This window comes from Streptomyces sp. NPDC048643 (genome assembly GCF_040650615.1).
GTDB lineage: Bacteria > Actinomycetota > Actinomycetes > Streptomycetales > Streptomycetaceae > Streptomyces.
On the sequence record NZ_JBEZHO010000085.1, the window covers coordinates 1 to 21,040 of the forward strand.

A 21,040-nucleotide genomic window follows, 5' to 3' on the forward strand; every position below is an offset into this window, starting at 1 on the left:
TCGGATGCGGGGATCCACAACCGGAAGTGGTGGGAGGAGGTCGGGGACTGGTTCTCCGACAACTGGGACACCATCGTCGCGGTGTGCAAGGTCGTCGTCGCGGTGCTGGGGATCATCGCGATGATCATTGGGGGGCCGATTCTCGGTGCGATCGTGCTGATCGCCGCCCTGGTCGTCCTGGCGGACACCCTCAACAAGTATGCGAAGGGGCAGGCGTCCCTGTGGGATGTGGCCTTCGCTGCGCTGGACTGCATACCCGGCATGAAGGGCCTCACCACCCTCGGCGGCCTGGCCAAGGGCCTCAAGGGCGGCCTCGCCGCGATGAAGGGCCTCAAGGGCGGCCTGAAGGGGATGAGCCTGGCGGCGCGGGGGCTGGGAAAAAACGCCCGAGGGATGCTCGCGGACGGGGCGAAGGGCGCGTACAACCGGGTCAAGTCGAAGATCAAGGGCTGTGGGGATCCCGTCGATGCGGCGACGGGCCAGATGTTCCTGGCGGAAACAGACGTCTCATTGCCTGGCGCACTGCCACTCGTTTTCACCCGCCGTGTTGCTTCCGGGTACCGCAGCGGTTGGTGGTTCGGGCCAAGCTGGACCTCTACCCTCGATCAGCGGCTGGAGATCGACGAACAGGGCATCGTCCTCGTCACCGAAGACGGATTGCTGCTTGAGTATCCGTTCCTCGACGCATCTGCCGCCGCAGCTCATCCAGAGGCCGGGCCCACGTGGCCTCTTACCCATTTGGAAAGCGGCGGCTACCGCGTAGAGGATCCGATTGCCGGGTTGAGTCGGCACTTCGCCGCTCCCAGGGAGGGTGTGGCGCTCCTGGAGCGTGTAACCGACCGCAATCACAACAGCATCGAGTTCGTTTACGACGCCGAGGGAACACCGCTAGAGATCAGGCACTCAGGTGGTTACACACTCGGCTTGACCGTTGAGGACGATCGGGTAACCGCTCTGGATCTCATCGGCGGCGAGAAGGGGCATTCGAGTGTCAGCCTGAAGCAGTACGGTTACGCGGACGGCAACTTGACCTCAGTCGTCGGTTCCTCCGGGCTGCCTATGGAATTCACCTATGATGAGCAATTGCGAGTTGCTTCATGGTGTGACACCAATGGCTATAGATATGAATACGCTTATGATGACCGCGACCGCTGCATCGCGCAGGGTGGAGAGTCGGGTCACATGAGCAACACTTTTACGTACGACGCCAGTCTTGCGGAATGGCCTGGCTGTCACGTCACCGAGGTCAGATCTGCCGACGGTGCCACATCGCGATTCGTCGTTGATGACCGCAGCCTGGTTATTGCTGAGATAGATCCATTGGGCGCCGTGGTCGGAACCACGTATGACGGCAATCAGCACGTTATCTCGTCGATGGATCAGCTTGGGTCGGTTACGGCCATGGTGAATAATGCTTTGGGTCAGCCAGTCTCGATATGTAGGCCCGACGGCAGTGTCGTCCGGATAGAATACAACCACCTCAACCTCGTCGCGGCGATACATCTCCCGGATGGCGGCTCATGGGAGTATTCCTATGATCCCCAAGGCAATTGCGTAGCCATCACCGACCCGGCTGGTGGAGTCGAACGTTGTGCCTATACGGAGTCGGGCCATTCTGCAGCAGTTACAGATGCGTTGGGATATACCACCTCTGTTCTGTGTGATTCCGCGGGCCTTCCTACTCGCATCGTTGATCCCCTGGGGGCAGAACGTCACTGGGAGCGAGACTCCCTTGGCCGAACCGTCGCTCGTACGGATGGGATGGGACGCACGACTCGCTACGCATGGTCGCTGGAAGGCCGGCTCGTCGCACGTCACACCCCCGATGGCGGCAGCGAGTTGTGGACCTATGACGGGGAGGGCAACTGTATAAGCCATACGAGTCCGCTGGGCCACGTATCTCACTTCGAGTACGGCCACTTCGACCTTCTGGCTGCTCGTACCGATGCTGACGGATCTCGCTATGAATTCGCCTACGATGCTTCTCTGCGGCTTGTCCGGGTCGTGAATCCGTCTGGCAGCCAGTGGAGTTACGCTTACGACGAGGCTGGGCGTCTCGCGGCAGAGACGGACTTCAATGGCCGTACTATCGCTTACACGTATGACCCCGCAGGGCGGCTCCTGTCACGTACCAACGCTCTGGGCGAGGCTGTCTCGTTTGAATACGATGCACTTGGTCGAATCGTCCGTAAAGAAGTCGCAGGGCTGGTGACGACATACGAACACGACTCCTCCGGCCGTCTCCTGAGAGCAGTAGGTCCAGATTCATCGTTGTCGCTGGAACGTGACAGTCGTGGTCTTCTGCTATCCGAGACTGTTGACGGCCGGCGAACCGTCACCTTCGCGTACGACCTGGCAGGGCGCCGTACCAGTCGTACAACCCCGAGCGGCGCGACCAGCATCACGACCCATGACGCTGCGGGCGGCCTTGCCCGGCTTGTTGCGTCTGGCCGCACGATCGACTTCGAACGCACGCCCTCCGGCCGGGAAGCGGTGCGGAACATTGAGGGCAAGGTCGCGCTGACAAGCGGATACGACGAGTTGGACCGGCTCACGAGCCAGACGGTGACTGCACAAGGGGGGCGTTCGATACAGAGTCGTTCCTACAAGTACCGGTCCGATGGCTATGTCACTGATGTGGATGAACAGAATTCAGGCGGGCGCCACTTCGAGCTGGATGCCGCAGGACGAGTAACTGCCGTTCATGCCTATAACTGGACGGAAAGCTACCTCTACGATGCCGCAGGGAATCAGTCGCACGCGGACTGGCCCAGCACCCACCCGAGCCATGAGAGTGCCGGCGCACGAGTCTACGAGGGCATGGACCTCACGCACGCCGGACGTGTGCGCTACGAGCGCGATGGTGCCGGCCGTGTTACTTCGCGCCAGAAGAGGCGACTGTCTCGTAAACCGGATAATTGGCGATATCACTGGGATGCGGAAGATCGGTTGGTCTCCGTAGTCACGCCGGATGGTACGTCTTGGCATTACAGATACGACCCGTTGGGGCGGCGCGTCGCCAAGCTGCGTGTTGCCTCGGATAACGAAACCGTCGAAGAGCAGATTTTGTTTGCTTGGGATGGCACGACTCTCTGCGAACAGACGACCACGTCAACGGCGTTGCCGGATCCAGCCCATCTCACATGGGATCACCAGGGCCTCCAGCCCATTGCGCAGACCGAGCGCATATCTCTCGCGGATGTTCCGCAGGGCGAGATTGACTCTCGCTTCTATTCAATTGTCACCGATCTCGTCGGAACTCCTACAGAACTTGTTGACGAGACAGGTGAGATTGGTTGGCGGTCCCGCAGCACAGTCTGGGGGACAACGGCTTGGGCTGCCGACAGCGACACGTACACGCCATTGCGTTTCCCAGGTCAGTACTTCGATCCGGAATCTGGACTTCACTACAACTATTTTCGGTACTACGATCCCGAGTCGGGCCGCTACCTCAGCACAGACCCGCTTGGCCTTAAGCCATCCCCCAACCCCAGCACTTACGTGCCCAATCCACACGTCTGGTCAGACCATCTCGGACTGGCTCCGGATGAGTGCACCCAGTCCATCTTCAAGGCACCAGGCAGGAATCGCGGCGAGATAGAAGAGAAATACGGCTACAGTGCCGATGATTTCCCAGGCAACCCGAACGGTCCAGACGGTGTATATCCAAATGGGCGTGTGTACTTCGCCAAAGAGCGTGAGCTCGCAGATGTTTACGCAAAGTCTTATGGCGAAGGTGTCGTTGAGATCAAGATACCTAAATCGGAATACGCGGCCAAGTATCAACGGTACGAGGTGAAGTATCAGGGAGGGCCGTTGACGGAGCTAGAGATTCCAAATACCATCGTGGAAGATTTGAACAGATATCCGAGAGTGAGGCACAAGTGACGGTGGATGAGGCATGGGAGAACGCGAAAAATTTGTATCCGCTAGGGAGTGCTGCGCAAGGGCGGGTGAAAGATCGATTTCCGTATGGCGTATTCTTGGATCTCGATGGTGCGCCAGGAGTAAACGGGTTTCTTGACCTGGTTTCACACAATCCCAATGGGACACTCAATGATCCTGAGGTCCCCCCGGTTCCTCTGCCTCAAGTTGGTGATCGTCTGGAGGGGATTGTCGTGGCCCACGTCGATCGTGACCGGCAGATCAGGATCCGAGTCGGTCCGCCATTCTGGGAGTCATGAGCAAGGACTGTGCCGATCCGGAGCTGGCACTGGGGGCTTGAGGCATCCGATTTGGGCGAGGCCCGAGGTGGAACTCGGAGTGCGGCGGAGCACAGGCCAGTGCGTGATCCGTGAGACTGATCATCAAAGCGTTGGAGGAATCTTTGGGGGCCGACATTAAAGGGGGCGGTGAGGTATCGGTAAGACGGCCGACCATAACTGGGATACTGGGGAGGGACTCATTCGTGTCCATGACCCCGCCGAGGTGGACGCCGCCTTCGAGCGGGGCAACGGGCACCTCGGGACCGCGGTGATCGGGCTGGCCTTCAACTGTTCCCTGGAGGAGGCGTCGCCGCGGATCATCCGGGCGATGCGGCTGTCGGATCATGACCAGAGGGGCTACGCGTTCACCGCGGCCGGTGCTGCCGCGCGGCTCAACGGCGCGTTGACGCCGGAGCTGTACGCCGCACTCCGTGCGGAAGGCGCGGGGCGTAGGAGCCTCGCCGATGACGCCATCCGGGACACCCTCACCTTCGTCCCCCACCGCCAGCTTCCCGTGTGGTTCAGGTGGCAGATGGTGCGGATGACCGTGCTGGACAAGGTGGAGTACCTGTGGATGCGGGCCCAGGCTGCCGTCAGCGATGCCTGGCGGTGGGTGCGCGGACGCTCGTCCTGAGCCGTCCGGCCCCGTCACCCGCCGCCCGCCGACTGTCAGGAGCGCACGTGGAACTCACCCACCCTCCAGCGGAGTTGAGCGACGAAGACCGGGATGCCGCCGCGCGCGTCGACTCCCTCGTCGTCGGCCGGGGATACATCGGCCGGCAGCGGGCCGGGGAAGTGGCGGCCGCGGTCCCCGAGGCGCGGGCCCGCATCCTCGACTGGCTGCGCGCCTCGGCCGGCACCGGAGACTGGCGGAGATTCGAGCGGCTCGCCTGCGTGGCCCTCCATCTGCATCCGGAGGGGCTCGGCAGCATCCTTGCGGGGGCACTTGAGCCGGGCGTACGAGGAGTCGATGCCGAGGAGCTCGTCGACCTGCTCGGGGAGCTCCGTGCTCCCGAGGGCGTCGAGCCGATCCGCGCCATCCTGTTCGAGAGGAGAACGTCTGACGGGCCTCTCTATGCTCTCTGCCTTAAGGCGGTCCAGGCCCTCGGAGAGATCGGCACGCCTGAGGCGCTGGAATGTCTCGGAGCGATCGCGACGGCGATCCCGGAGGAGTGGCCCGCCGTGCTGAGGCGGTACTCCGCGGAAGAGCTGGGTCTCGGACGGGATGTCCGCGTCCAACCCGAAGAGGGGTGAAGCCGCCCGGGGGCCCTGTGGCGCATATGCCGCCACCGCAGCTATTGCGGCCCCCGCCGCGTGCCCTGGGTTTGACCTGCGTCACCTTAGGGGTACGATCCTCGGCTTCGATTGGCCAGGTCCCTGCCCCGTATGGCAGACTAGCGGGGTTGCTCGGTCGAGTGCCGATGCTGCGCGCCTCCCGTCGGGAGGACTGGAAGCGAGTCCCACAGTACTCGTCGCTCGATCTGCCGTAAGGCAGCGCTCGGGCGGACGTACGGGAATCTTCCGGGAAGTGTCAGCGGGGTGCAGGCCAGGCGCCCGGTGGGTGTTCAGCCCCCGGTCCAGCGGTTGCTTTCGGGCGAGCCGCGTCCCTCGCAGGGAAATCCGATTGCGGATATCTGTGCGGCAGGAGCGCGACACACCCGACCGCGTGGGTCGGAGACCAGGACGCGAACCCCCGGGTTCCAGAGCGTTTTCACTAGACAAAGGACTACTGAGTAGCCATGGCGGGACAGAAGATCCGCATCCGGCTCAAGGCCTACGACCACGAGGTCATCGACTCCTCGGCGAAGAAGATCGTCGAGACGGTGACGCGCACTGGTGCGTCGGTCGCGGGCCCGGTGCCGCTGCCCACTGAGAAGAACGTGTACTGCGTCATCAAGTCGCCGCACAAGTACAAGGACTCGCGCGAGCACTTCGAGATGCGCACGCACAAGCGCCTCATCGACATCCTCGACCCGACGCCCAAGACCGTTGACTCCCTGATGCGACTCGACCTTCCGGCCGGTGTCGACATCGAGATCAAGCTCTAGGGATCGGTGATCTGAGAATGGCTAAGCAGATCAAGGGAATCCTGGGCGAGAAGCTCGGCATGACGCAGGTGTGGGACGAGAACAACCGTGTTGTTCCCGTCACCGTCGTCAAGGCCGGCCCGAACGTCGTGACCCAGGTCCGTACGAATGACTCCGACGGCTACGAGTCGGTCCAGATCGCCTTCGGCGAGATTGACCCGCGCAAGGTGAACAAGCCCCTCAAGGGTCACTTCGCCAAGGCCGACGTCACGCCCCGCCGCCACCTCGTCGAGATCCGTACCGCTGACGCCAGCGAGTACACCCTCGGCCAGGAGATCACCGCTGAGGTGTTCGAGGCCGGCCTCAAGGTGGACGTGACCGGCAAGAGCAAGGGCAAGGGCTTCGCCGGTGTCATGAAGCGTCACAACTTCAAGGGCCTCGGCGCCGGACACGGTGTCCAGCGCAAGCACCGCTCTCCCGGCTCCATCGGTGGCTGTGCCACCCCGGGCCGTGTGTTCAAGGGCGTCCGCATGGCGGGCCGCATGGGCAACGAGCGGGTCACCACCCAGAACCTGACCGTTCACGCCGTTGACGCGGAGAAGGGCCTGCTCCTCATCAAGGGAGCGATCCCTGGTCCGAACGGCGGCCTCGTCCTGGTCCGTACCGCGGCCAAGGGGGCCTGAGGACATGAGCACCATTGACATTCTGTCGCCCTCCGGCGACAACGCCGGGACCGTAGAGCTCCCGGCCGAGATCTTCGATGTAGAGAAGATCAGCATCCCGCTGCTCCACCAGGTTGTCGTCGCGCAGCTGGCCGCGGCCCGTCAGGGCACGCACAAGGTCAAGCGTCGTGGCGAGGTCCGTGGTGGTGGCCGCAAGCCTTACCGCCAGAAGGGCACCGGCCGCGCCCGTCAGGGCTCGACCCGCGCGCCTCAGTTCGCCGGCGGTGGCGTCGTTCACGGCCCCACCCCGCGTGACTACTCGCAGCGGACCCCGAAGAAGATGAAGGCCGCGGCCCTGCGCCACGCCCTCACCGACCGGGCCCGCAACGCTCGCATCCACGTCATCACCGGCGTGATCGAGGGCGAGACCCCCTCCACCAAGGCCGCGAAGAGCTTCCTCGGCAAGGTCAGCGAGCGCAAGAACGTGCTCCTGGTCATCGAGCGCTCCGACGAGGCCGCGCTGCTCTCCGCGCGCAACCTGCCCCAGGTCCACATCCTGGAGCCGGGCCAGCTCAACACGTACGACGTTCTCGTCTCGGACGACGTGGTCTTCACCCAGGCCGCTTTCGAGTCCTTCGTGTCTGGCCCCCAGGCCGCTGACACCGAAGGGAGCGAAGCCTGATGGCTACGCGTCACCCGAGCATTGCCTCGAAGGCCGCCAAGGCCGCCAAGGCCGCGCGCGTCGCCAAGGCGAAGCGCCACGAGGCCGAAGGCAAGAACACCGTCGAGACCCCGCTGAGCAAGAGCTTCACGGACCCCCGTGACGTCCTCCTCAAGCCGGTCGTCTCGGAGAAGAGCTACGCGCTGCTCGACGAGGGCAAGTACACCTTCGTCGTCGACCCGCGGGCCAACAAGACCCAGATCAAGCAGGCCGTCCAGGCGGTCTTCTCGGTCAAGGTCACCGGGGTCAACACGATCAACCGTCAGGGCAAGCGCAAGCGCACCAAGACGGGCTTCGGCAAGCGTGCTGACAGCAAGCGCGCGATCGTGACCCTCGCTGAGGGCGACCGTATCGACATCTTCGGCCAGGCCTCCTAACGGAGCGCCCTGGTCCGAATATCGGACGAGGACTGAGAAATGGGAATCCGCAAGTACAAGCCGACTACGCCGGGCCGTCGTGGCTCCAGCGTCGCCGACTTCGTCGAGGTCACGCGGTCCACGCCGGAGAAGTCGCTGGTCCGCCCGCTGCACAGCAAGGGCGGCCGTAACAACGCCGGTCGTGTGACCGTTCGCCACCAGGGTGGCGGACACAAGCGCGCCTACCGAGTGATCGACTTCCGTCGTCACGACAAGGACGGCGTGCCGGCGAAGGTCGCGCACATCGAGTACGACCCCAACCGCACCGCGCGCATCGCGCTGCTTCACTACGCGGACGGCGAGAAGCGCTACATCCTCGCCCCCCGCAACCTGTCGCAGGGTGACCGCGTCGAGAACGGTCCCGGGGCCGACATCAAGCCGGGCAACAACCTGGCGCTCCGCAACATCCCGGTCGGTACCACGATCCACGCGATCGAGATCCGTCCCGGTGGCGGCGCCAAGTTCGCCCGCTCCGCCGGTGCCTCGGTGCAGCTGCTCGCGAAGGAGGGCACCATGGCCCACCTCCGCATGCCGTCGGGTGAGATCCGCCTGGTCGACCAGCGCTGCCGCGCCACGGTCGGCGAGGTCGGTAACGCCGAGCAGAGCAACATCAACTGGGGTAAGGCCGGCCGTAAGCGCTGGCTGGGCGTTCGCCCGTCCGTCCGCGGTGTGGCGATGAACCCGGTTGACCACCCGCACGGTGGTGGTGAGGGCAAGACCTCCGGTGGTCGCCACCCGGTCTCCCCGTGGGGTCAGAAGGAGGGTCGTACTCGTTCGCCGAAGAAGGCTTCGAACAAGTACATCGTCCGCCGCCGCAAGACGAACAAGAAGCGCTAGGAGCGGGTTTAGATGCCGCGTAGTCTCAAGAAGGGACCCTTCGTCGACGGACACCTTGTAAAGAAGGTGGACGTACAGAACGAAGCCGGTACCAAGAACGTCATCAAGACCTGGTCCCGTCGCTCGATGATCATCCCGGCCATGCTCGGCCACACGATCGCGGTGCACAACGGCAAGACCCACATCCCGGTGTTTGTCACCGAGTCGATGGTCGGCCACAAGCTCGGCGAGTTCTCGCCGACGCGCACCTTCCGGGGTCACGTCAAGGACGACCGGAAGTCGAAGCGCCGCTAACGCGGGGTGGAATCGACCATGACAGACACTGGAAGGACAACCATGGAAGCCAGGGCCCAGGCGCGGTACATCCGCGTCACGCCCATGAAGGCCCGCCGAGTGGTGGACCTTATCCGTGGCATGGATGCCACGGAGGCTCAGGCGGTCCTGCGTTTCGCCCCGCAGGCCGCGAGCGTGCCGGTCGGCAAGGTGCTTGACAGCGCCATTGCCAACGCCGCACACAACTACGACCACACCGACGCCGGCAGCCTCGTCATCTCCGAGGCCTACGTCGACGAGGGTCCGACCCTGAAGCGGTTCCGGCCGCGTGCCCAGGGCCGTGCCTACCGGATCCGCAAGCGGACCAGCCACATCACCGTGGTCGTCAGCAGCAAGGAAGGAACCCGGTAATGGGCCAGAAGGTTAACCCGCATGGGTTCCGGCTCGGCATCACCACGGACTTCAAGTCCCGCTGGTACGCCGACAAGCTGTACAAGGACTACGTCAAGGAAGACGTCGCCATCCGTCGGATGATGTCGTCCGGCATGGAGCGCGCCGGTATCTCGAAGGTTGAGATCGAGCGCACCCGTGACCGCGTGCGGGTGGACATCCACACCGCGCGTCCTGGCATCGTCATCGGCCGCCGTGGCGCCGAGGCCGACCGCATCCGCGGTGACCTCGAGAAGCTCACGGGCAAGCAGGTCCAGCTGAACATCCTCGAGGTCAAGAACCCCGAGACCGATGCTCAGCTGGTTGCCCAGGCCGTTGCCGAGCAGCTGTCCTCCCGCGTTTCCTTCCGTCGCGCCATGCGTAAGAGCATGCAGGGCACGATGAAGGCCGGCGCCAAGGGCATCAAGATTCAGTGCGGCGGCCGCCTCGGCGGCGCCGAGATGTCCCGCTCGGAGTTCTACCGCGAGGGCCGCGTGCCCCTGCACACGCTCCGCGCGAACGTCGACTACGGCTTCTTCGAGGCCAAGACGACCTTCGGCCGCATCGGTGTGAAGGTCTGGATCTACAAGGGCGACGTCAAGAACATCGCCGAGGTCCGCGCCGAGAACGCTGCTGCCCGCGCCGGCAACCGCCCGGCCCGTGGTGGCGGCAACGACCGCCCGGCCGGCCGTGGTGGCCGCGGTGGCGAGCGTGGCGGTCGCGGTCGTAAGCCGCAGCAGGCTCCCGCTGCCGAGGCCCCCAAGGCCGAGGCTCCGGCGGCTGCCGCTCCGGCTGAGAGCACCGGAACGGAGGCCTGACCGACATGCTGATCCCCCGTAGGGTCAAGCACCGCAAGCAGCACCACCCGAAGCGCCGTGGTCAGGCCAAGGGCGGTACGCAGGTTTCGTTCGGCGAGTACGGCATTCAGGCCCTCACGCCGGCGTACGTGACGAACCGCCAGATCGAGGCCGCTCGTATCGCGATGACCCGCCACATCAAGCGTGGCGGCAAGGTCTGGATCAACATCTACCCGGACCGCCCGCTCACGAAGAAGCCTGCCGAGACCCGCATGGGTTCCGGTAAGGGTTCGCCTGAGTGGTGGATCGCGAACGTGCACCCGGGCCGGGTCATGTTCGAACTGTCCTACCCCAACGAGAAGATCGCCCGTGAGGCCCTCACTCGCGCAGCCCACAAGCTGCCGATGAAGTGCCGGATCGTCAAGCGCGAGGCAGGTGAAGCGTGATGTCGGCCGGTACCAAGGCGTCCGAGCTGCGCGAACTGGGTGACGAGGAGCTTCTCGCGAAGCTCCGCGAAGCCAAGGAAGAGCTGTTCAACCTCCGCTTCCAGGCGGCGACCGGTCAGCTCGAGAACCACGGTCGGCTCAAGGCCGTCCGTAAGGACATCGCGCGGATCTACACCCTGATGCGTGAGCGCGAGCTGGGCATCGAGACGGTGGAGAGCGCCTGATGACTGAGAGCAACGTGACCGAGCAGAAGACCGACCGCGGTTTCCGCAAGACCCGTGAGGGTCTGGTCGTCAGCGACAAGATGGACAAGACCGTCGTCGTCGCTGTCGAGGACCGCGTGAAGCACGCCCTGTACGGCAAGGTCATCCGCCGTACGAGCAAGCTCAAGGCCCACGATGAGCAGAACGCCGCAGGCGTCGGCGACCGCGTCCTCCTCATGGAGACCCGGCCGCTGTCCTCGACGAAGCGCTGGCGCATCGTCGAGATCCTCGAGAAGGCCAAGTAATTACCTGAGGGGTATCCCTCAGGTTGGTTCCGCCAGGCTCGGGGCGGGGTCGCCGTAAAGGCCGACCCCGCCCCGGGAACCGGCAGACAATCAGGAGATAGACGTGATCCAGCAGGAGTCGCGACTGCGTGTCGCCGACAACACTGGTGCGAAGGAAATCCTTTGCATCCGTGTGCTCGGTGGCTCCGGTCGCCGCTACGCGGGCATCGGTGACGTCATCGTCGCCACCGTCAAGGACGCGATCCCCGGCGGCAATGTGAAGAAGGGTGACGTCATCAAGGCGGTCATCGTTCGCACCGTCAAGGAGCGCCGCCGTCCGGACGGCTCGTACATCCGTTTCGACGAGAACGCCGCCGTCATTCTGAAGAACGACGGCGACCCTCGCGGCACCCGTATCTTCGGCCCGGTGGGCCGTGAGCTGCGCGAGAAGAAGTTCATGAAGATCATCTCGCTCGCGCCGGAGGTGCTGTAAGCATGAAGATCAAGAAGGGCGACCTGGTTCAGGTCATCACCGGTAAGGACAAGGGCAAGCAGGGCAAGGTCATTGCCGCTTACCCGCGCGACGAGCGCGTCCTGGTCGAGGGTGTCAACCGGGTCAAGAAGCACACGAAGGCCGGCCCGACCGCCAAGGGTTCGCAGGCTGGTGGCATCGTCACGACCGAGGCGCCCGTCCACGTCTCCAACGTCCAGCTGGTCGTTGAGAAGGACGGCGACAAGGTCGTCACGCGCGTCGGTTACCGCTTCGACGACGAGGGCAACAAGATCCGCGTTGCCAAGCGGACGGGTGAGGACATCTGATGGCTACCACCACCACTCCGCGTCTCAAGACGAAGTACCGCGAGGAGATCGCGGGCAAGCTGCAGGACGAGTTCTCCTACGAGAACGTCATGCAGACCCCGGGTCTCGTCAAGATCGTGGTCAACATGGGTGTCGGCGACGCCGCCCGTGACTCGAAGCTCATGGACGGTGCCGTCCGTGACCTGACCACCATCACCGGTCAGAAGCCGGCCATCACCAAGGCCCGGAAGTCCATCGCGCAGTTCAAGCTGCGCGAGGGTCAGCCGATCGGTGCGCACGTCACCCTCCGTGGCGACCGCATGTGGGAGTTCCTGGACCGCACCCTGTCGCTCGCGCTTCCGCGCATCCGCGACTTCCGTGGTCTGTCCCCCAAGCAGTTCGACGGCCGTGGCAACTACACCTTCGGTCTCACGGAGCAGGTCATGTTCCACGAGATCGACCAGGACAAGATCGACCGCGTCCGGGGTATGGACATCACCGTGGTCACCACGGCGACCAACGACGCTGAGGGCCGCGCCCTTCTCCGTCACCTCGGCTTCCCCTTCAAGGAGGCGTAAGCGAGATGGCGAAGAAGGCTCTGATTGCCAAGGCTGCTCGTAAGCCCAAGTTCGGTGTGCGTGGTTACACGCGCTGCCAGCGCTGCGGTCGTCCGCACTCCGTGTACCGCAAGTTCGGCCTGTGCCGCGTCTGCCTTCGTGAGATGGCTCACCGTGGCGAGCTGCCGGGCGTGACCAAGAGCTCCTGGTAGTCCCCGAAACAAGGGATTCCAGGGCTCTCGGTAAGTAAAGGGCTCTGTCAGGTGCCCACCTCTCCATGCCTTAGGCTAGGAGGGTTGGGCGCCTGACGCCCGTACGACTTACTACGCCGTAGGTCCCCGCACCGCACCCGTCCCGCCACTGAGTGGGGAGAGGGATGGCGCATACAGGAAACCCCGGCGAGAGAGGCCGAAGGCCAATTCATGACCATGACTGATCCCATCGCAGACATGCTTACTCGTCTGCGTAACGCGAACTCGGCGTACCACGACGATGTCGCGATGCCGCACAGCAAGATCAAGTCGCACATCGCAGAGATCCTCCAGCAGGAGGGCTTCATCACCGGCTGGAAGGTCGAGGACGCCGAGGTCGGCAAGAAGCTCGTCCTCGAGCTGAAGTTCGGCCCGAACCGTGAGCGCTCCATTGCGGGCATCAAGCGGATCTCGAAGCCTGGTCTGCGTGTGTACGCGAAGTCCACCTCCCTGCCCAAGGTGCTCGGTGGCCTCGGCGTGGCGATCATCTCCACGTCGCACGGTCTCCTCACTGGACAGCAGGCCGGCAAGAAGGGCGTAGGCGGAGAAGTTCTCGCCTACGTCTGGTAGCGGAAGGGAACGGAGGAAACAGCTATGTCGCGTATTGGCAAGCTCCCCATCACGGTTCCCGCCGGCGTGGACGTCACCATCGACGGCCGTACGGTCCAGGTGAAGGGCCCCAAGGGCGCCCTCTCCCACACCGTCGCGGCGCCGATCGAGGTCGCCAAGGGTGAGGACGGCATTCTCAATGTCACCCGCCCGAACGACGAGCGTCAGAACAAGGCCCTCCACGGCCTGTCCCGCACGCTGGTGGCGAACATGATCACCGGCGTGACCACGGGTTACGTGAAGAAGCTCGAAATCAGCGGTGTCGGTTACCGCGTCCTGGCGAAGGGCTCCAACCTGGAGTTCTCGCTCGGCTACAGCCACTCGATCACGGTCGAGGCGCCCGAGGGCATCTCGTTCAAGGTCGAGAACCCGACGCACTTCTCGGTCGAGGGCATCGACAAGCAGAAGGTCGGAGAGGTTGCGGCCAACATCCGCAAGCTGCGGAAGCCCGACCCGTACAAGGCCAAGGGTGTCAAGTACGAAGGCGAAGTCATCCGCCGCAAGGTCGGAAAGGCGGGTAAGTAAGCCATGGCATACGGTGTCAAGATTGCTAAGGGCGACGCTTACAAGCGTGCTGCCATCAAGCGTCGTCACATCCGGATCCGTAAGCACATCTCGGGTACGGCTGAGCGTCCGCGCCTGGTCGTGACGCGTTCCAACCGCCACATCGTGGCCCAGGTCATCGACGACGTTAAGGGTCACACCCTCGCGTCGGCGTCGACCCTGGACACGACGATCCGCGGCGGCGAGAACGACAAGTCGGCCCAGGCGAAGTCGGTCGGCGCTCTCGTCGCCGAGCGCGCCAAGGCCGCCGGTGTCGAGGCTGTCGTATTCGACCGTGGTGGAAACCAGTACGCCGGGCGCATTGCCGCCCTGGCGGACGCCGCCCGCGAAGCCGGACTCAAGTTCTGAGTCGGTTCCGTAGCTAGCGGAAACAGAGAGAGGTAATTCCAATGGCTGGACCCCAGCGCCGCGGTGGCGGTGCCGGTGGCGGCGAGCGGCGGGACCGGAAGGGCCGTGACGGCGGCGCAGCTGCTGCCGAGAAGACCGCGTACGTTGAGCGCGTTGTCGCGATCAACCGCGTCGCCAAGGTTGTGAAGGGTGGTCGTCGCTTCAGCTTCACCGCGCTGGTCGTGGTGGGCGATGGTGACGGCACCGTCGGTGTCGGTTACGGCAAGGCCAAGGAGGTGCCGGCCGCGATCGCCAAGGGTGTTGAAGAGGCCAAGAAGCACTTCTTCAAGGTCCCCCGTATCCAGGGCACCATCCCGCACCCGATCACGGGCGAGAAGGCTGCGGGCGTCGTCCTGCTCAAGCCTGCTTCCCCCGGTACCGGCGTTATCGCCGGTGGCCCGGTGCGAGCTGTCCTGGAGTGCGCCGGCGTGCACGACATCCTGTCGAAGTCGCTCGGCTCGTCGAACGCGATCAACATCGTGCACGCGACCGTGGCGGCCCTCAAGGGTCTGCAGCGTCCCGAGGAGATCGCGGCTCGCCGTGGTCTGCCCCTCGAGGACGTCGCCCCCGCGGCTCTCCTTCGGGCGCGTGCAGGGGCGGGTGCCTAATGGCTCGCCTCAAGGTCACGCAGACGAAGTCGTACATCGGCAGCAAGCAGAACCACCGTGACACCCTGCGCTCCCTTGGTCTCAAGGGCATCAACACGCAGGTCGTCAAGGAGGACCGCCCCGAGTTCCGCGGAATGGTTCACACCGTCCGCCACCTCGTGACGGTCGAGGAGGTCGACTAGATCATGGCGGAGAACAACCCGCTCAAGATCCACAACCTCCGTCCCGCCCCGGGCGCCAAGACCGCCAAGACCCGTGTTGGTCGTGGTGAGGCGTCGAAGGGTAAGACGGCTGGTCGTGGTACCAAGGGCACGAAGGCTCGTTACCAGGTTCCGGAGCGCTTCGAGGGTGGCCAGATGCCCCTCCACATGCGCCTTCCGAAGCTCAAGGGCTTCCGTAACCCGTTCAAGACCGAGTTCCAGGTCGTGAACCTCGACAAGCTGGGCGCGCTGTACCCGGACGGTGGCGAGGTCACCGTCGAGGGTCTCGTCTCCAAGGGTGCCGTTCGCAAGAACAGCCTCGTCAAGGTCCTCGGCCAGGGCGAGATCTCCGTGGCGCTGCAGGTGACGGTCGACGCCGTCTCCGGCTCCGCCAAGGAGAAGATCACCGCCGCGGGCGGTACGGTCACCGAGCTCGTCTGATTTCAGACACCTCGATGACATGAGCGATCCCGACCGGGGATGCCCCACAAAAGGGGCATCCCCGGTTGGTCGTTCCTAGGGGGGCAGTGTCGCCGGTAAGGTGGCCTGCACTGTTAATTTTCGTCCGGTGTGACTCAAGGGAACTCCGGGCGGGCTTTGACTGTTGGTTAGCTGTCAGTCATCCGTCGAACCTCAAGACCGTCACCTCTGACGCAGTAGCGCGGGGGTCGCAGGAGGCACCGTGCTCACCGCGTTCGCCCGGGCGTTCAGGACGCCCGACCTGCGCAAGAAGCTGCTCTTCACGCTGGCCATCATCGTGGTCTACCGGGTCGGTACGCACATTCCGATCCCCGGCGTGGACTACAAGAACGTCCAGACGTGTATGGACGTGGCCGACAAGAACCGCGGGCTGTTCAGCCTGATCAACATGTTCAGTGGCGGCGCGCTGCTGCAGATCACCATCTTCGCGCTCGGGATCATGCCGTACATCACGGCGAGCATCATCCTGCAGCTGCTGACCGTGGTCATTCCGCGCCTGGAAGCCCTCAAGAAGGAGGGCTCGGCCGGCACCGCGAAGATCACGCAGTACACGCGGTACCTGACGGTCGCGCTCGCCATCCTGCAGGGCACGGGCCTGGTGGCCACCGCCCGCAGCGGCGCGCTCTTCTCGGGATGCCCCGTGGGCAACCAGATCGTGCCGAATCAGTCGATCTTCACCACGATCACGATGGTCATCACGATGACCGCCGGTACCTGCGTCGTCATGTGGCTCGGTGAGCTCATCACCGACCGCGGCATCGGCAACGGCATGTCGATCCTCATGTTCATCTCGATCGCCGCGACCTTCCCGAGCGCCCTGTGGACCGTCAAGATCCAGGGCAAGCTGGCGGACGGCTGGATCGAGTTCGGCACGGTGATCCTGGTGGGCCTGTTCATGGTCGGCCTGGTGGTCTTCGTCGAACAGGCGCAGCGACGGATCCCGGTCCAGTACGCGAAGCGCATGATCGGCCGCCGTTCGTACGGTGGCACGTCGACCTACATCCCGTTGAAGGTCAACCAGGCAGGTGTGATCCCTGTCATCTTCGCGTCGTCCCTGCTCTACATCCCGAGCCTCATCGCCCAGTTCTCGAAGGGCAATTCGGAGTGGAAGACGTGGATCACGAACAACCTGACCAAGGGTGACCACCCGATTTACATCGCGATGTACTTCCTTCTGATCGTTTTCTTCGCGTTCTTCTACGTGGCGATCTCGTTCAACCCCGAGGAAGTAGCCGACAACATGAAGAAGTATGGTGGCTTCATCCCGGGCATCCGGGCTGGCCGGCCGACCGCTGAGTACCTCAGTTACGTACTCAACCGGATCACCTGGCCGGGTTCGCTGTATCTGGGGCTGATCGCTCTCGTACCGACAGTGGCGTTGGTTGGTTTCGGGGCAAACCAGAACTTCCCGTTCGGTGGCACAAGCATCCTGATCATCGTGGGTGTCGGCCTCGAGACGGTGAAGCAGATCGAGAGTCAGCTTCAGCAGCGCAATTACGAAGGGTTCCTCCGCTGATGCGAATCGTCCTCGTCGGGCCGCCCGGTGCCGGGAAGGGAACGCAGGCTGCGTTCCTCGCCAAGAATCTGGGGATCCCGCACATCTCCACGGGCGACCTGTTCCGCGCCAACATCAGTCGGCAGACGGAGCTGGGCAAGCTGGCGAAGTCCTACATGGACAAGGGCGATCTGGTACCCGACGAGGTCACCATCGCCATGGCCAAGGACCGCATGGAGCAGCCCGACGCGGAGAACGGCTTCCTGCTCGACGGCTTCCCGCGCAACGTCTCGCAGGCCGAGGCGCTCGACGAGATGCTGAGCACCGAGGGCATGAAGCTGGACGCGGTGCTGGACCTGGAGGTCCCGGAGGACGAGGTGGTCCGCCGTATCGCGGGCCGTCGCATCTGCCGCAACGACTCGTCGCACGTGTTCCACGTGTCGTACAAGGCGCCCAAGCAGGAGGGCGTCTGTGACGTCTGCGGAGGCGAGCTGTACCAGCGCGACGACGACTCCGAGGAGACCGTCCGCAAGCGCCTGGAGGTCTACCACACGCAGACCGAGCCGATCATCGACTACTACCGGGCCCAGAGCCTGGTCGTCACGATCCTCGCGCTCGGCAAGGTGGAAGAGGTCACGGCACGCGCCATGGAGGCGCTGTCCCGCGAGGCCGCCTAGGTCTCGTGCGGGATCCGCTCCGCGGCGCACGTGGACCGCGGGTGAGCGAAGCAGTACGTCGCATCGGCCGCGGCACCCCGAACGGGTGCCGCGGCCGACGTGCGCGACGGGGGAGGGCCGTGAGCCCTGTGCGGGGAGAGGTCCAAGGCCCCGGGCGGGGTGGGGCCCGGCCCCCGTATCGTTGGGGTAGTCCCTCGTAGAGACAGTCCGTCGTCCCGGTCCAGAAAGGCCGCAGCCACCATGGTGCAGATCAAGACCCCCGAGCAGATCGCCACGATGCGCGAGGCGGGGCTGGTCGTCGCCGCCATCCATGCGGCCACGCGTGAGGCGGCCGTGCCCGGTGCGACGACCCGGGATCTGGACGAGGTCGCGCGCAAGGTGCTCGCCGAGCGCGGCGCCAAGCCGAACTTCCTCGGGTACGGCGGGTTCCCCGCGACCATCTGCACCTCGGTGAACGAGGTCGTCGTCCACGGCATCCCGGACGACAAGACCGTCCTGAAGGACGGCGACATCATCTCCATCGACGCCGGCGCGATCGTGGACGGCTGGCACGGCGACGCCGCGTTCACCGCGTTCGTGGGCTCGGGGCACGCCCCGGAGCTGGTCGAACTCTCCCGGGTGACCGAGGAGTCGATGTGGGCGGGCATCGCGGCCATGAAGCTGGGCAACCGGCTGGTGGACGTGTCCCGGGCCATCGAGACGTACATCCGCCGGCAGCCGAAGCCGGGCGGCGGCAAGTACGGGATCATCGAGGACTACGGCGGCCACGGCATCGGCACCGAGATGCACATGGACCCGCACCTGCTGAACTACGTCGAGCGCAGGCGCGGCAAGGGGCCGAAGCTGGTCCCCGGGTTCTGCCTCGCGATCGAGCCGATGGTGTCGCTCGGCACACCGCGGACCGAGGTCCTGGAGGACGACTGGACCGTCATCACCACGGACGGGACCTGGTCCTCGCACTGGGAGCACTCCGTGGCGCTGACGGAGGAGGGTCCGCTCGTCCTGACGGCACCCGACGGCGGCAAGGCGAAGCTCGCCGAGTTCGGGATCACGACGGCTCCGGACCCCGTGGCCGGCTGAGACGACCGCGTGCGGAACGCGAGGAAGATCCTTTACGGTCTCTCTCGCGTTCCCCTCTTTCCCCTCGACTCTCCTCGCGTCTCCCTCGTCGCTGTGGCGTTCGGCTCACCTCCGCGCCGCCCCTTCCAGCCGACCGTGTGCTAGCGGTCCGCCCTGCTCCTCGCGCATACCACGCCGACGGGTGGGGCATCGTCATGAGAAGGCGGAGAACGCCGGGGACGAATTCGTCTTTCCGGGGGCCCTGACGTAGACTGACTCGTCGGCTCTCGTGCACCCGCATGTCTGCATGCGGCTCGTGCGGAGTCGATCAAGGTAGTCGATTCGAAGGGCGAAGCGTGGCCAAGAAGCAAGGTGCCATCGAGATCGAAGGCACTGTCGTCGAGTCTCTCCCGAACGCCATGTTCAAGGTGGAGCTCCAGAACGGCCACCAGGTCCTGGCTCACATCAGCGGCAAGATGCGTATGCACTACATCCGCATCCTCCCTGACGACCGGGTCGTGGTGGAGTTGTCTCCGTACGACCTGACGCGTGGCCGGATCGTCTACCGCTACAAGTAGATCTTGCCTTGCTCCGTGTTCCCGGTTCCGGGGCGCGGGGGGTGGCACTGACCCGGAGAACCTCACCTAATGAAGGTCAAGCCGAGCGTCAAGAAGATCTGCGACAAGTGCAGGGTGATCCGCCGTCACGGTCGGGTCATGGTCATCTGCGAAAACCCGCGCCACAAGCAGCGCCAGGGCTGACGCACGACCGCACCTTCTGCACCCGCAGATACTTCGCGCGACGCAAGCAGTACATGTTCATACGCGGAACCCAGGGCTGACTCGCGTCGGGCCTGACACCCCCGGTCGGAGGCCGGGGACCCGGTTCGTACCGAATTCTCGATCCATGGGTCGGAGAAGGACGGCGGGCGGGATCCGGTTCTGTGGAAGACCTCCGAACGACAACTGGAGCCATTGAATGGCACGCGTTTCCGGTGTTGACATCCCGCGCGAAAAGCGCGTGGAGGTCGCCCTCACCTACGTGTTCGGCATCGGCCGGACGCTTTCCCAGCTGACGCTGGCCGAGACCGGTGTGAACCCCAACACCCGCGTTCGTGACCTCTCCGAGGAGGAGCTGGTCAAGATCCGCGAGTACGTGGACGCCAACATCAAGACCGAGGGTGACCTCCGTCGCGAGATCCAGGGCGACATTCGCCGGAAGATCGAGATCGGCTGCTACCAGGGCATCCGCCACCGTCGTGGCCTGCCCGTGCACGGTCAGCGCACCAGCACGAACGCCCGTACCCGCAAGGGCCCGCGTCGCGCGATCGCCGGCAAGAAGAAGCCGGGCAAGAAGTAGTCCTCAGCGGACAACGCTTCACCAGCGGTCTTCGCTGTAGGACCGACCACCTCCCCGTAGGAGAAATAGATGCCCCCCAAGGGTCGTCAGGGCGCTGCCAAGAAGGTGCGCCGCAAGGAAAAGAAGAACGTCGCTCACGGCCACGCGCACATCAAGAGCACGTTCAACAACACGATCGTCTCGATCACGGACCCCTCGGGCAACGTGATCTCCTGGGCCTCCGCCGGCCACGTCGGCTTCAAGGGCTCGCGCAAGTCGACTCCGTTCGCCGCGCAGATGGCCGCCGAGTCGGCTGCCCGTCGCGCGCAGGAGCACGGCATGCGCAAGGTGGACGTGTTCGTCAAGGGTCCCGGCTCCGGCCGTGAGACCGCGATCCGCTCCCTCCAGGCCACCGGCCTCGAGGTCGGCTCGATCCAGGACGTCACCCCCACCCCGCACAACGGCTGCCGTCCGCCCAAGCGCCGCCGCGTCTGACGCACGGTTGTCTCGCGTCTGACCGGGCTTTCGGGCGGTACGTCTCCTCGGAGGGGTGCCGCCCGTACCCTTGTAGTAACAGCAGGACGTCAAATAGCGGGCGTCCATGACTGAAGGATTCACACCATGCTGATCGCTCAGCGTCCCTCGTTGACCGAAGAGGTCGTCGACGAATTCCGCTCCCGGTTCGTGATCGAGCCGCTGGAGCCGGGCTTCGGCTAC

Annotated in this window: 31 protein-coding genes; all 31 read left to right on the forward strand. The window is 64.5% G+C overall.

Features of this window, described 5'->3' with window-relative positions:
• Positions 1-120 precede the first annotated feature (120 nt).
• On the forward strand, positions 121-3,888 hold the full coding sequence (locus AB0C62_RS40855; protein ID WP_362982224.1) for a DUF6531 domain-containing protein: 3,768 nt from the start codon (positions 121-123) through the stop codon (positions 3,886-3,888).
• 540 nt (positions 3,889-4,428) lie between these two features.
• Positions 4,429-4,839, forward strand: a complete 411-nt coding sequence (locus AB0C62_RS40860; RefSeq protein ID WP_362982226.1) for a hypothetical protein — start codon at positions 4,429-4,431, stop codon at positions 4,837-4,839.
• A gap of 47 nt (positions 4,840-4,886) precedes the next feature.
• Entirely contained in the window at positions 4,887-5,459 is a 573-nt protein-coding gene (locus AB0C62_RS40865; protein WP_362982228.1) for a hypothetical protein, read from the forward strand.
• 485 nt (positions 5,460-5,944) lie between these two features.
• A complete protein-coding gene (gene rpsJ, locus AB0C62_RS40870) occupies positions 5,945-6,253 on the forward strand; it encodes a 30S ribosomal protein S10 (protein WP_003948644.1) in 309 nt (102 codons plus the stop codon).
• A gap of 17 nt (positions 6,254-6,270) precedes the next feature.
• Entirely contained in the window at positions 6,271-6,915 is a 645-nt protein-coding gene (gene rplC, locus AB0C62_RS40875; RefSeq protein ID WP_081218886.1) for a 50S ribosomal protein L3, read from the forward strand.
• A gap of 4 nt (positions 6,916-6,919) precedes the next feature.
• Positions 6,920-7,576, forward strand: a complete 657-nt coding sequence (gene rplD / locus AB0C62_RS40880) for a 50S ribosomal protein L4 (protein ID WP_081218887.1) — start codon at positions 6,920-6,922, stop codon at positions 7,574-7,576.
• Positions 7,576-7,992, forward strand: a complete 417-nt coding sequence (gene rplW, locus AB0C62_RS40885; RefSeq protein WP_037626998.1) for a 50S ribosomal protein L23 — start codon at positions 7,576-7,578, stop codon at positions 7,990-7,992. Before rplD ends, rplW begins: the two co-directional genes overlap by 1 nt.
• 39 nt (positions 7,993-8,031) lie before the next feature.
• Positions 8,032-8,868, forward strand: coding sequence for a 50S ribosomal protein L2 (gene rplB, locus AB0C62_RS40890; protein ID WP_081218889.1), 837 nt, complete (start codon positions 8,032-8,034; stop codon positions 8,866-8,868).
• Positions 8,869-8,880: 12 nt separating this feature from the next.
• A complete protein-coding gene (rpsS, locus tag AB0C62_RS40895; RefSeq protein ID WP_024755409.1) occupies positions 8,881-9,162 on the forward strand; it encodes a 30S ribosomal protein S19 in 282 nt (93 codons plus the stop codon).
• 42 nt (positions 9,163-9,204) lie between these two features.
• Positions 9,205-9,552 (forward strand): 50S ribosomal protein L22, encoded by a 348-nt coding sequence (gene rplV, locus AB0C62_RS40900; protein WP_006604878.1) that lies wholly within the window; start codon positions 9,205-9,207, stop codon positions 9,550-9,552.
• Complete coding sequence (rpsC, locus tag AB0C62_RS40905; protein WP_081218890.1) at positions 9,552-10,388, forward strand: 30S ribosomal protein S3; 837 nt, start codon at positions 9,552-9,554, stop codon at positions 10,386-10,388. The genes rplV and rpsC overlap by 1 nt, the downstream gene beginning before the upstream one ends.
• A gap of 5 nt (positions 10,389-10,393) precedes the next feature.
• Positions 10,394-10,813 (forward strand): 50S ribosomal protein L16, encoded by a 420-nt coding sequence (gene rplP / locus AB0C62_RS40910; RefSeq protein ID WP_010986348.1) that lies wholly within the window; start codon positions 10,394-10,396, stop codon positions 10,811-10,813.
• A complete protein-coding gene (gene rpmC, locus AB0C62_RS40915; RefSeq protein WP_003998824.1) occupies positions 10,813-11,037 on the forward strand; it encodes a 50S ribosomal protein L29 in 225 nt (74 codons plus the stop codon). Before rplP ends, rpmC begins: the two co-directional genes overlap by 1 nt.
• Positions 11,037-11,321 carry a 30S ribosomal protein S17 gene (rpsQ, locus tag AB0C62_RS40920; RefSeq protein ID WP_081218891.1) on the forward strand — a complete coding sequence of 95 codons (285 nt, stop codon included), beginning with the start codon at positions 11,037-11,039 and terminating at the stop codon, positions 11,319-11,321. Before rpmC ends, rpsQ begins: the two co-directional genes overlap by 1 nt.
• Before the next feature lie 103 nt (positions 11,322-11,424).
• Positions 11,425-11,793, forward strand: a complete 369-nt coding sequence (rplN, locus tag AB0C62_RS40925; protein WP_003992364.1) for a 50S ribosomal protein L14 — start codon at positions 11,425-11,427, stop codon at positions 11,791-11,793.
• A 2-nt stretch (positions 11,794-11,795) separates the two neighbouring features.
• Positions 11,796-12,119 carry a 50S ribosomal protein L24 gene (gene rplX / locus AB0C62_RS40930; protein ID WP_081218892.1) on the forward strand — a complete coding sequence of 108 codons (324 nt, stop codon included), beginning with the start codon at positions 11,796-11,798 and terminating at the stop codon, positions 12,117-12,119.
• Entirely contained in the window at positions 12,119-12,676 is a 558-nt protein-coding gene (rplE, locus tag AB0C62_RS40935; RefSeq protein WP_081218893.1) for a 50S ribosomal protein L5, read from the forward strand. Before rplX ends, rplE begins: the two co-directional genes overlap by 1 nt.
• 5 nt (positions 12,677-12,681) lie before the next feature.
• Entirely contained in the window at positions 12,682-12,867 is a 186-nt protein-coding gene (locus AB0C62_RS40940) for a type Z 30S ribosomal protein S14 (protein ID WP_003948630.1), read from the forward strand.
• A gap of 210 nt (positions 12,868-13,077) precedes the next feature.
• Entirely contained in the window at positions 13,078-13,476 is a 399-nt protein-coding gene (rpsH, locus tag AB0C62_RS40945; RefSeq protein WP_081218894.1) for a 30S ribosomal protein S8, read from the forward strand.
• A 24-nt stretch (positions 13,477-13,500) separates the two neighbouring features.
• Positions 13,501-14,040, forward strand: coding sequence for a 50S ribosomal protein L6 (gene rplF / locus AB0C62_RS40950; protein WP_081218895.1), 540 nt, complete (start codon positions 13,501-13,503; stop codon positions 14,038-14,040).
• 3 nt (positions 14,041-14,043) lie between these two features.
• Complete coding sequence (rplR, locus tag AB0C62_RS40955; protein ID WP_081218896.1) at positions 14,044-14,427, forward strand: 50S ribosomal protein L18; 384 nt, start codon at positions 14,044-14,046, stop codon at positions 14,425-14,427.
• Between the two features lie 41 nt (positions 14,428-14,468).
• Complete coding sequence (gene rpsE, locus AB0C62_RS40960) at positions 14,469-15,074, forward strand: 30S ribosomal protein S5 (RefSeq protein WP_037694140.1); 606 nt, start codon at positions 14,469-14,471, stop codon at positions 15,072-15,074.
• Positions 15,074-15,256: a 50S ribosomal protein L30 gene (gene rpmD / locus AB0C62_RS40965; RefSeq protein ID WP_055553514.1), complete on the forward strand. Its 183-nt coding sequence runs from the start codon at positions 15,074-15,076 to the stop codon at positions 15,254-15,256. The genes rpsE and rpmD overlap by 1 nt, the downstream gene beginning before the upstream one ends.
• A 3-nt stretch (positions 15,257-15,259) precedes the next feature.
• Positions 15,260-15,715, forward strand: a complete 456-nt coding sequence (rplO, locus tag AB0C62_RS40970; RefSeq protein WP_362982231.1) for a 50S ribosomal protein L15 — start codon at positions 15,260-15,262, stop codon at positions 15,713-15,715.
• 241 nt (positions 15,716-15,956) lie between these two features.
• Entirely contained in the window at positions 15,957-17,270 is a 1,314-nt protein-coding gene (secY, locus tag AB0C62_RS40975; RefSeq protein WP_362982233.1) for a preprotein translocase subunit SecY, read from the forward strand.
• Positions 17,270-17,926 (forward strand): adenylate kinase, encoded by a 657-nt coding sequence (locus AB0C62_RS40980; RefSeq protein ID WP_362982235.1) that lies wholly within the window; start codon positions 17,270-17,272, stop codon positions 17,924-17,926. The genes secY and AB0C62_RS40980 overlap by 1 nt, the downstream gene beginning before the upstream one ends.
• A 240-nt stretch (positions 17,927-18,166) precedes the next feature.
• Positions 18,167-19,006, forward strand: a complete 840-nt coding sequence (map, locus tag AB0C62_RS40985; RefSeq protein ID WP_362982237.1) for a type I methionyl aminopeptidase — start codon at positions 18,167-18,169, stop codon at positions 19,004-19,006.
• Between the two features lie 335 nt (positions 19,007-19,341).
• A complete protein-coding gene (gene infA, locus AB0C62_RS40990) occupies positions 19,342-19,563 on the forward strand; it encodes a translation initiation factor IF-1 (RefSeq protein WP_003948620.1) in 222 nt (73 codons plus the stop codon).
• A gap of 69 nt (positions 19,564-19,632) precedes the next feature.
• The gene (rpmJ, locus tag AB0C62_RS40995; protein WP_003998809.1) at positions 19,633-19,746 is read left to right on the forward strand and encodes a 50S ribosomal protein L36; all 114 of its coding nucleotides are present in this window, start codon (positions 19,633-19,635) and stop codon (positions 19,744-19,746) included.
• A gap of 217 nt (positions 19,747-19,963) precedes the next feature.
• Complete coding sequence (rpsM, locus tag AB0C62_RS41000; RefSeq protein WP_081218901.1) at positions 19,964-20,344, forward strand: 30S ribosomal protein S13; 381 nt, start codon at positions 19,964-19,966, stop codon at positions 20,342-20,344.
• A 69-nt stretch (positions 20,345-20,413) separates the two neighbouring features.
• A complete protein-coding gene (rpsK, locus tag AB0C62_RS41005) occupies positions 20,414-20,818 on the forward strand; it encodes a 30S ribosomal protein S11 (protein WP_003956432.1) in 405 nt (134 codons plus the stop codon).
• Positions 20,819-21,040: the final 222 nt, after the last annotated feature.

Excerpts from the sequence above, each read along its gene's own strand:
- AB0C62_RS40855 (WP_362982224.1), top strand. The coding sequence starts at position 121 with ATGATCATTGGGGGGCCGATTCTCGGTGCGATCGTGCTGATCGCCGCC.
- rpsJ (WP_003948644.1), top strand. The coding sequence starts at position 5,945 with ATGGCGGGACAGAAGATCCGCATCCGGCTCAAGGCCTACGACCACGAG.
- rplC (WP_081218886.1), top strand. The coding sequence starts at position 6,271 with ATGGCTAAGCAGATCAAGGGAATCCTGGGCGAGAAGCTCGGCATGACG.
- rplD (WP_081218887.1), top strand. The coding sequence starts at position 6,920 with ATGAGCACCATTGACATTCTGTCGCCCTCCGGCGACAACGCCGGGACC.
- rplW (WP_037626998.1), top strand. The coding sequence starts at position 7,576 with ATGGCTACGCGTCACCCGAGCATTGCCTCGAAGGCCGCCAAGGCCGCC.
- rplB (WP_081218889.1), top strand. The coding sequence starts at position 8,032 with ATGGGAATCCGCAAGTACAAGCCGACTACGCCGGGCCGTCGTGGCTCC.
- rpsS (WP_024755409.1), top strand. The coding sequence starts at position 8,881 with ATGCCGCGTAGTCTCAAGAAGGGACCCTTCGTCGACGGACACCTTGTA.
- rplV (WP_006604878.1), top strand. The coding sequence starts at position 9,205 with ATGGAAGCCAGGGCCCAGGCGCGGTACATCCGCGTCACGCCCATGAAG.
- rpsC (WP_081218890.1), top strand. The coding sequence starts at position 9,552 with ATGGGCCAGAAGGTTAACCCGCATGGGTTCCGGCTCGGCATCACCACG.
- rplP (WP_010986348.1), top strand. The coding sequence starts at position 10,394 with ATGCTGATCCCCCGTAGGGTCAAGCACCGCAAGCAGCACCACCCGAAG.
- rpmC (WP_003998824.1), top strand. The coding sequence starts at position 10,813 with ATGTCGGCCGGTACCAAGGCGTCCGAGCTGCGCGAACTGGGTGACGAG.
- rpsQ (WP_081218891.1), top strand. The coding sequence starts at position 11,037 with ATGACTGAGAGCAACGTGACCGAGCAGAAGACCGACCGCGGTTTCCGC.
- rplX (WP_081218892.1), top strand. The coding sequence starts at position 11,796 with ATGAAGATCAAGAAGGGCGACCTGGTTCAGGTCATCACCGGTAAGGAC.
- rplE (WP_081218893.1), top strand. The coding sequence starts at position 12,119 with ATGGCTACCACCACCACTCCGCGTCTCAAGACGAAGTACCGCGAGGAG.
- AB0C62_RS40940 (WP_003948630.1), top strand. The coding sequence starts at position 12,682 with ATGGCGAAGAAGGCTCTGATTGCCAAGGCTGCTCGTAAGCCCAAGTTC.
- rpsH (WP_081218894.1), top strand. The coding sequence starts at position 13,078 with ATGACCATGACTGATCCCATCGCAGACATGCTTACTCGTCTGCGTAAC.
- rplF (WP_081218895.1), top strand. The coding sequence starts at position 13,501 with ATGTCGCGTATTGGCAAGCTCCCCATCACGGTTCCCGCCGGCGTGGAC.
- rplR (WP_081218896.1), top strand. The coding sequence starts at position 14,044 with ATGGCATACGGTGTCAAGATTGCTAAGGGCGACGCTTACAAGCGTGCT.
- rpsE (WP_037694140.1), top strand. The coding sequence starts at position 14,469 with ATGGCTGGACCCCAGCGCCGCGGTGGCGGTGCCGGTGGCGGCGAGCGG.
- rpmD (WP_055553514.1), top strand. The coding sequence starts at position 15,074 with ATGGCTCGCCTCAAGGTCACGCAGACGAAGTCGTACATCGGCAGCAAG.
- rplO (WP_362982231.1), top strand. The coding sequence starts at position 15,260 with ATGGCGGAGAACAACCCGCTCAAGATCCACAACCTCCGTCCCGCCCCG.
- AB0C62_RS40980 (WP_362982235.1), top strand. The coding sequence starts at position 17,270 with ATGCGAATCGTCCTCGTCGGGCCGCCCGGTGCCGGGAAGGGAACGCAG.
- map (WP_362982237.1), top strand. The coding sequence starts at position 18,167 with ATGGTGCAGATCAAGACCCCCGAGCAGATCGCCACGATGCGCGAGGCG.
- rpmJ (WP_003998809.1), top strand. The coding sequence starts at position 19,633 with ATGAAGGTCAAGCCGAGCGTCAAGAAGATCTGCGACAAGTGCAGGGTG.
- rpsM (WP_081218901.1), top strand. The coding sequence starts at position 19,964 with ATGGCACGCGTTTCCGGTGTTGACATCCCGCGCGAAAAGCGCGTGGAG.
- rpsK (WP_003956432.1), top strand. The coding sequence starts at position 20,414 with ATGCCCCCCAAGGGTCGTCAGGGCGCTGCCAAGAAGGTGCGCCGCAAG.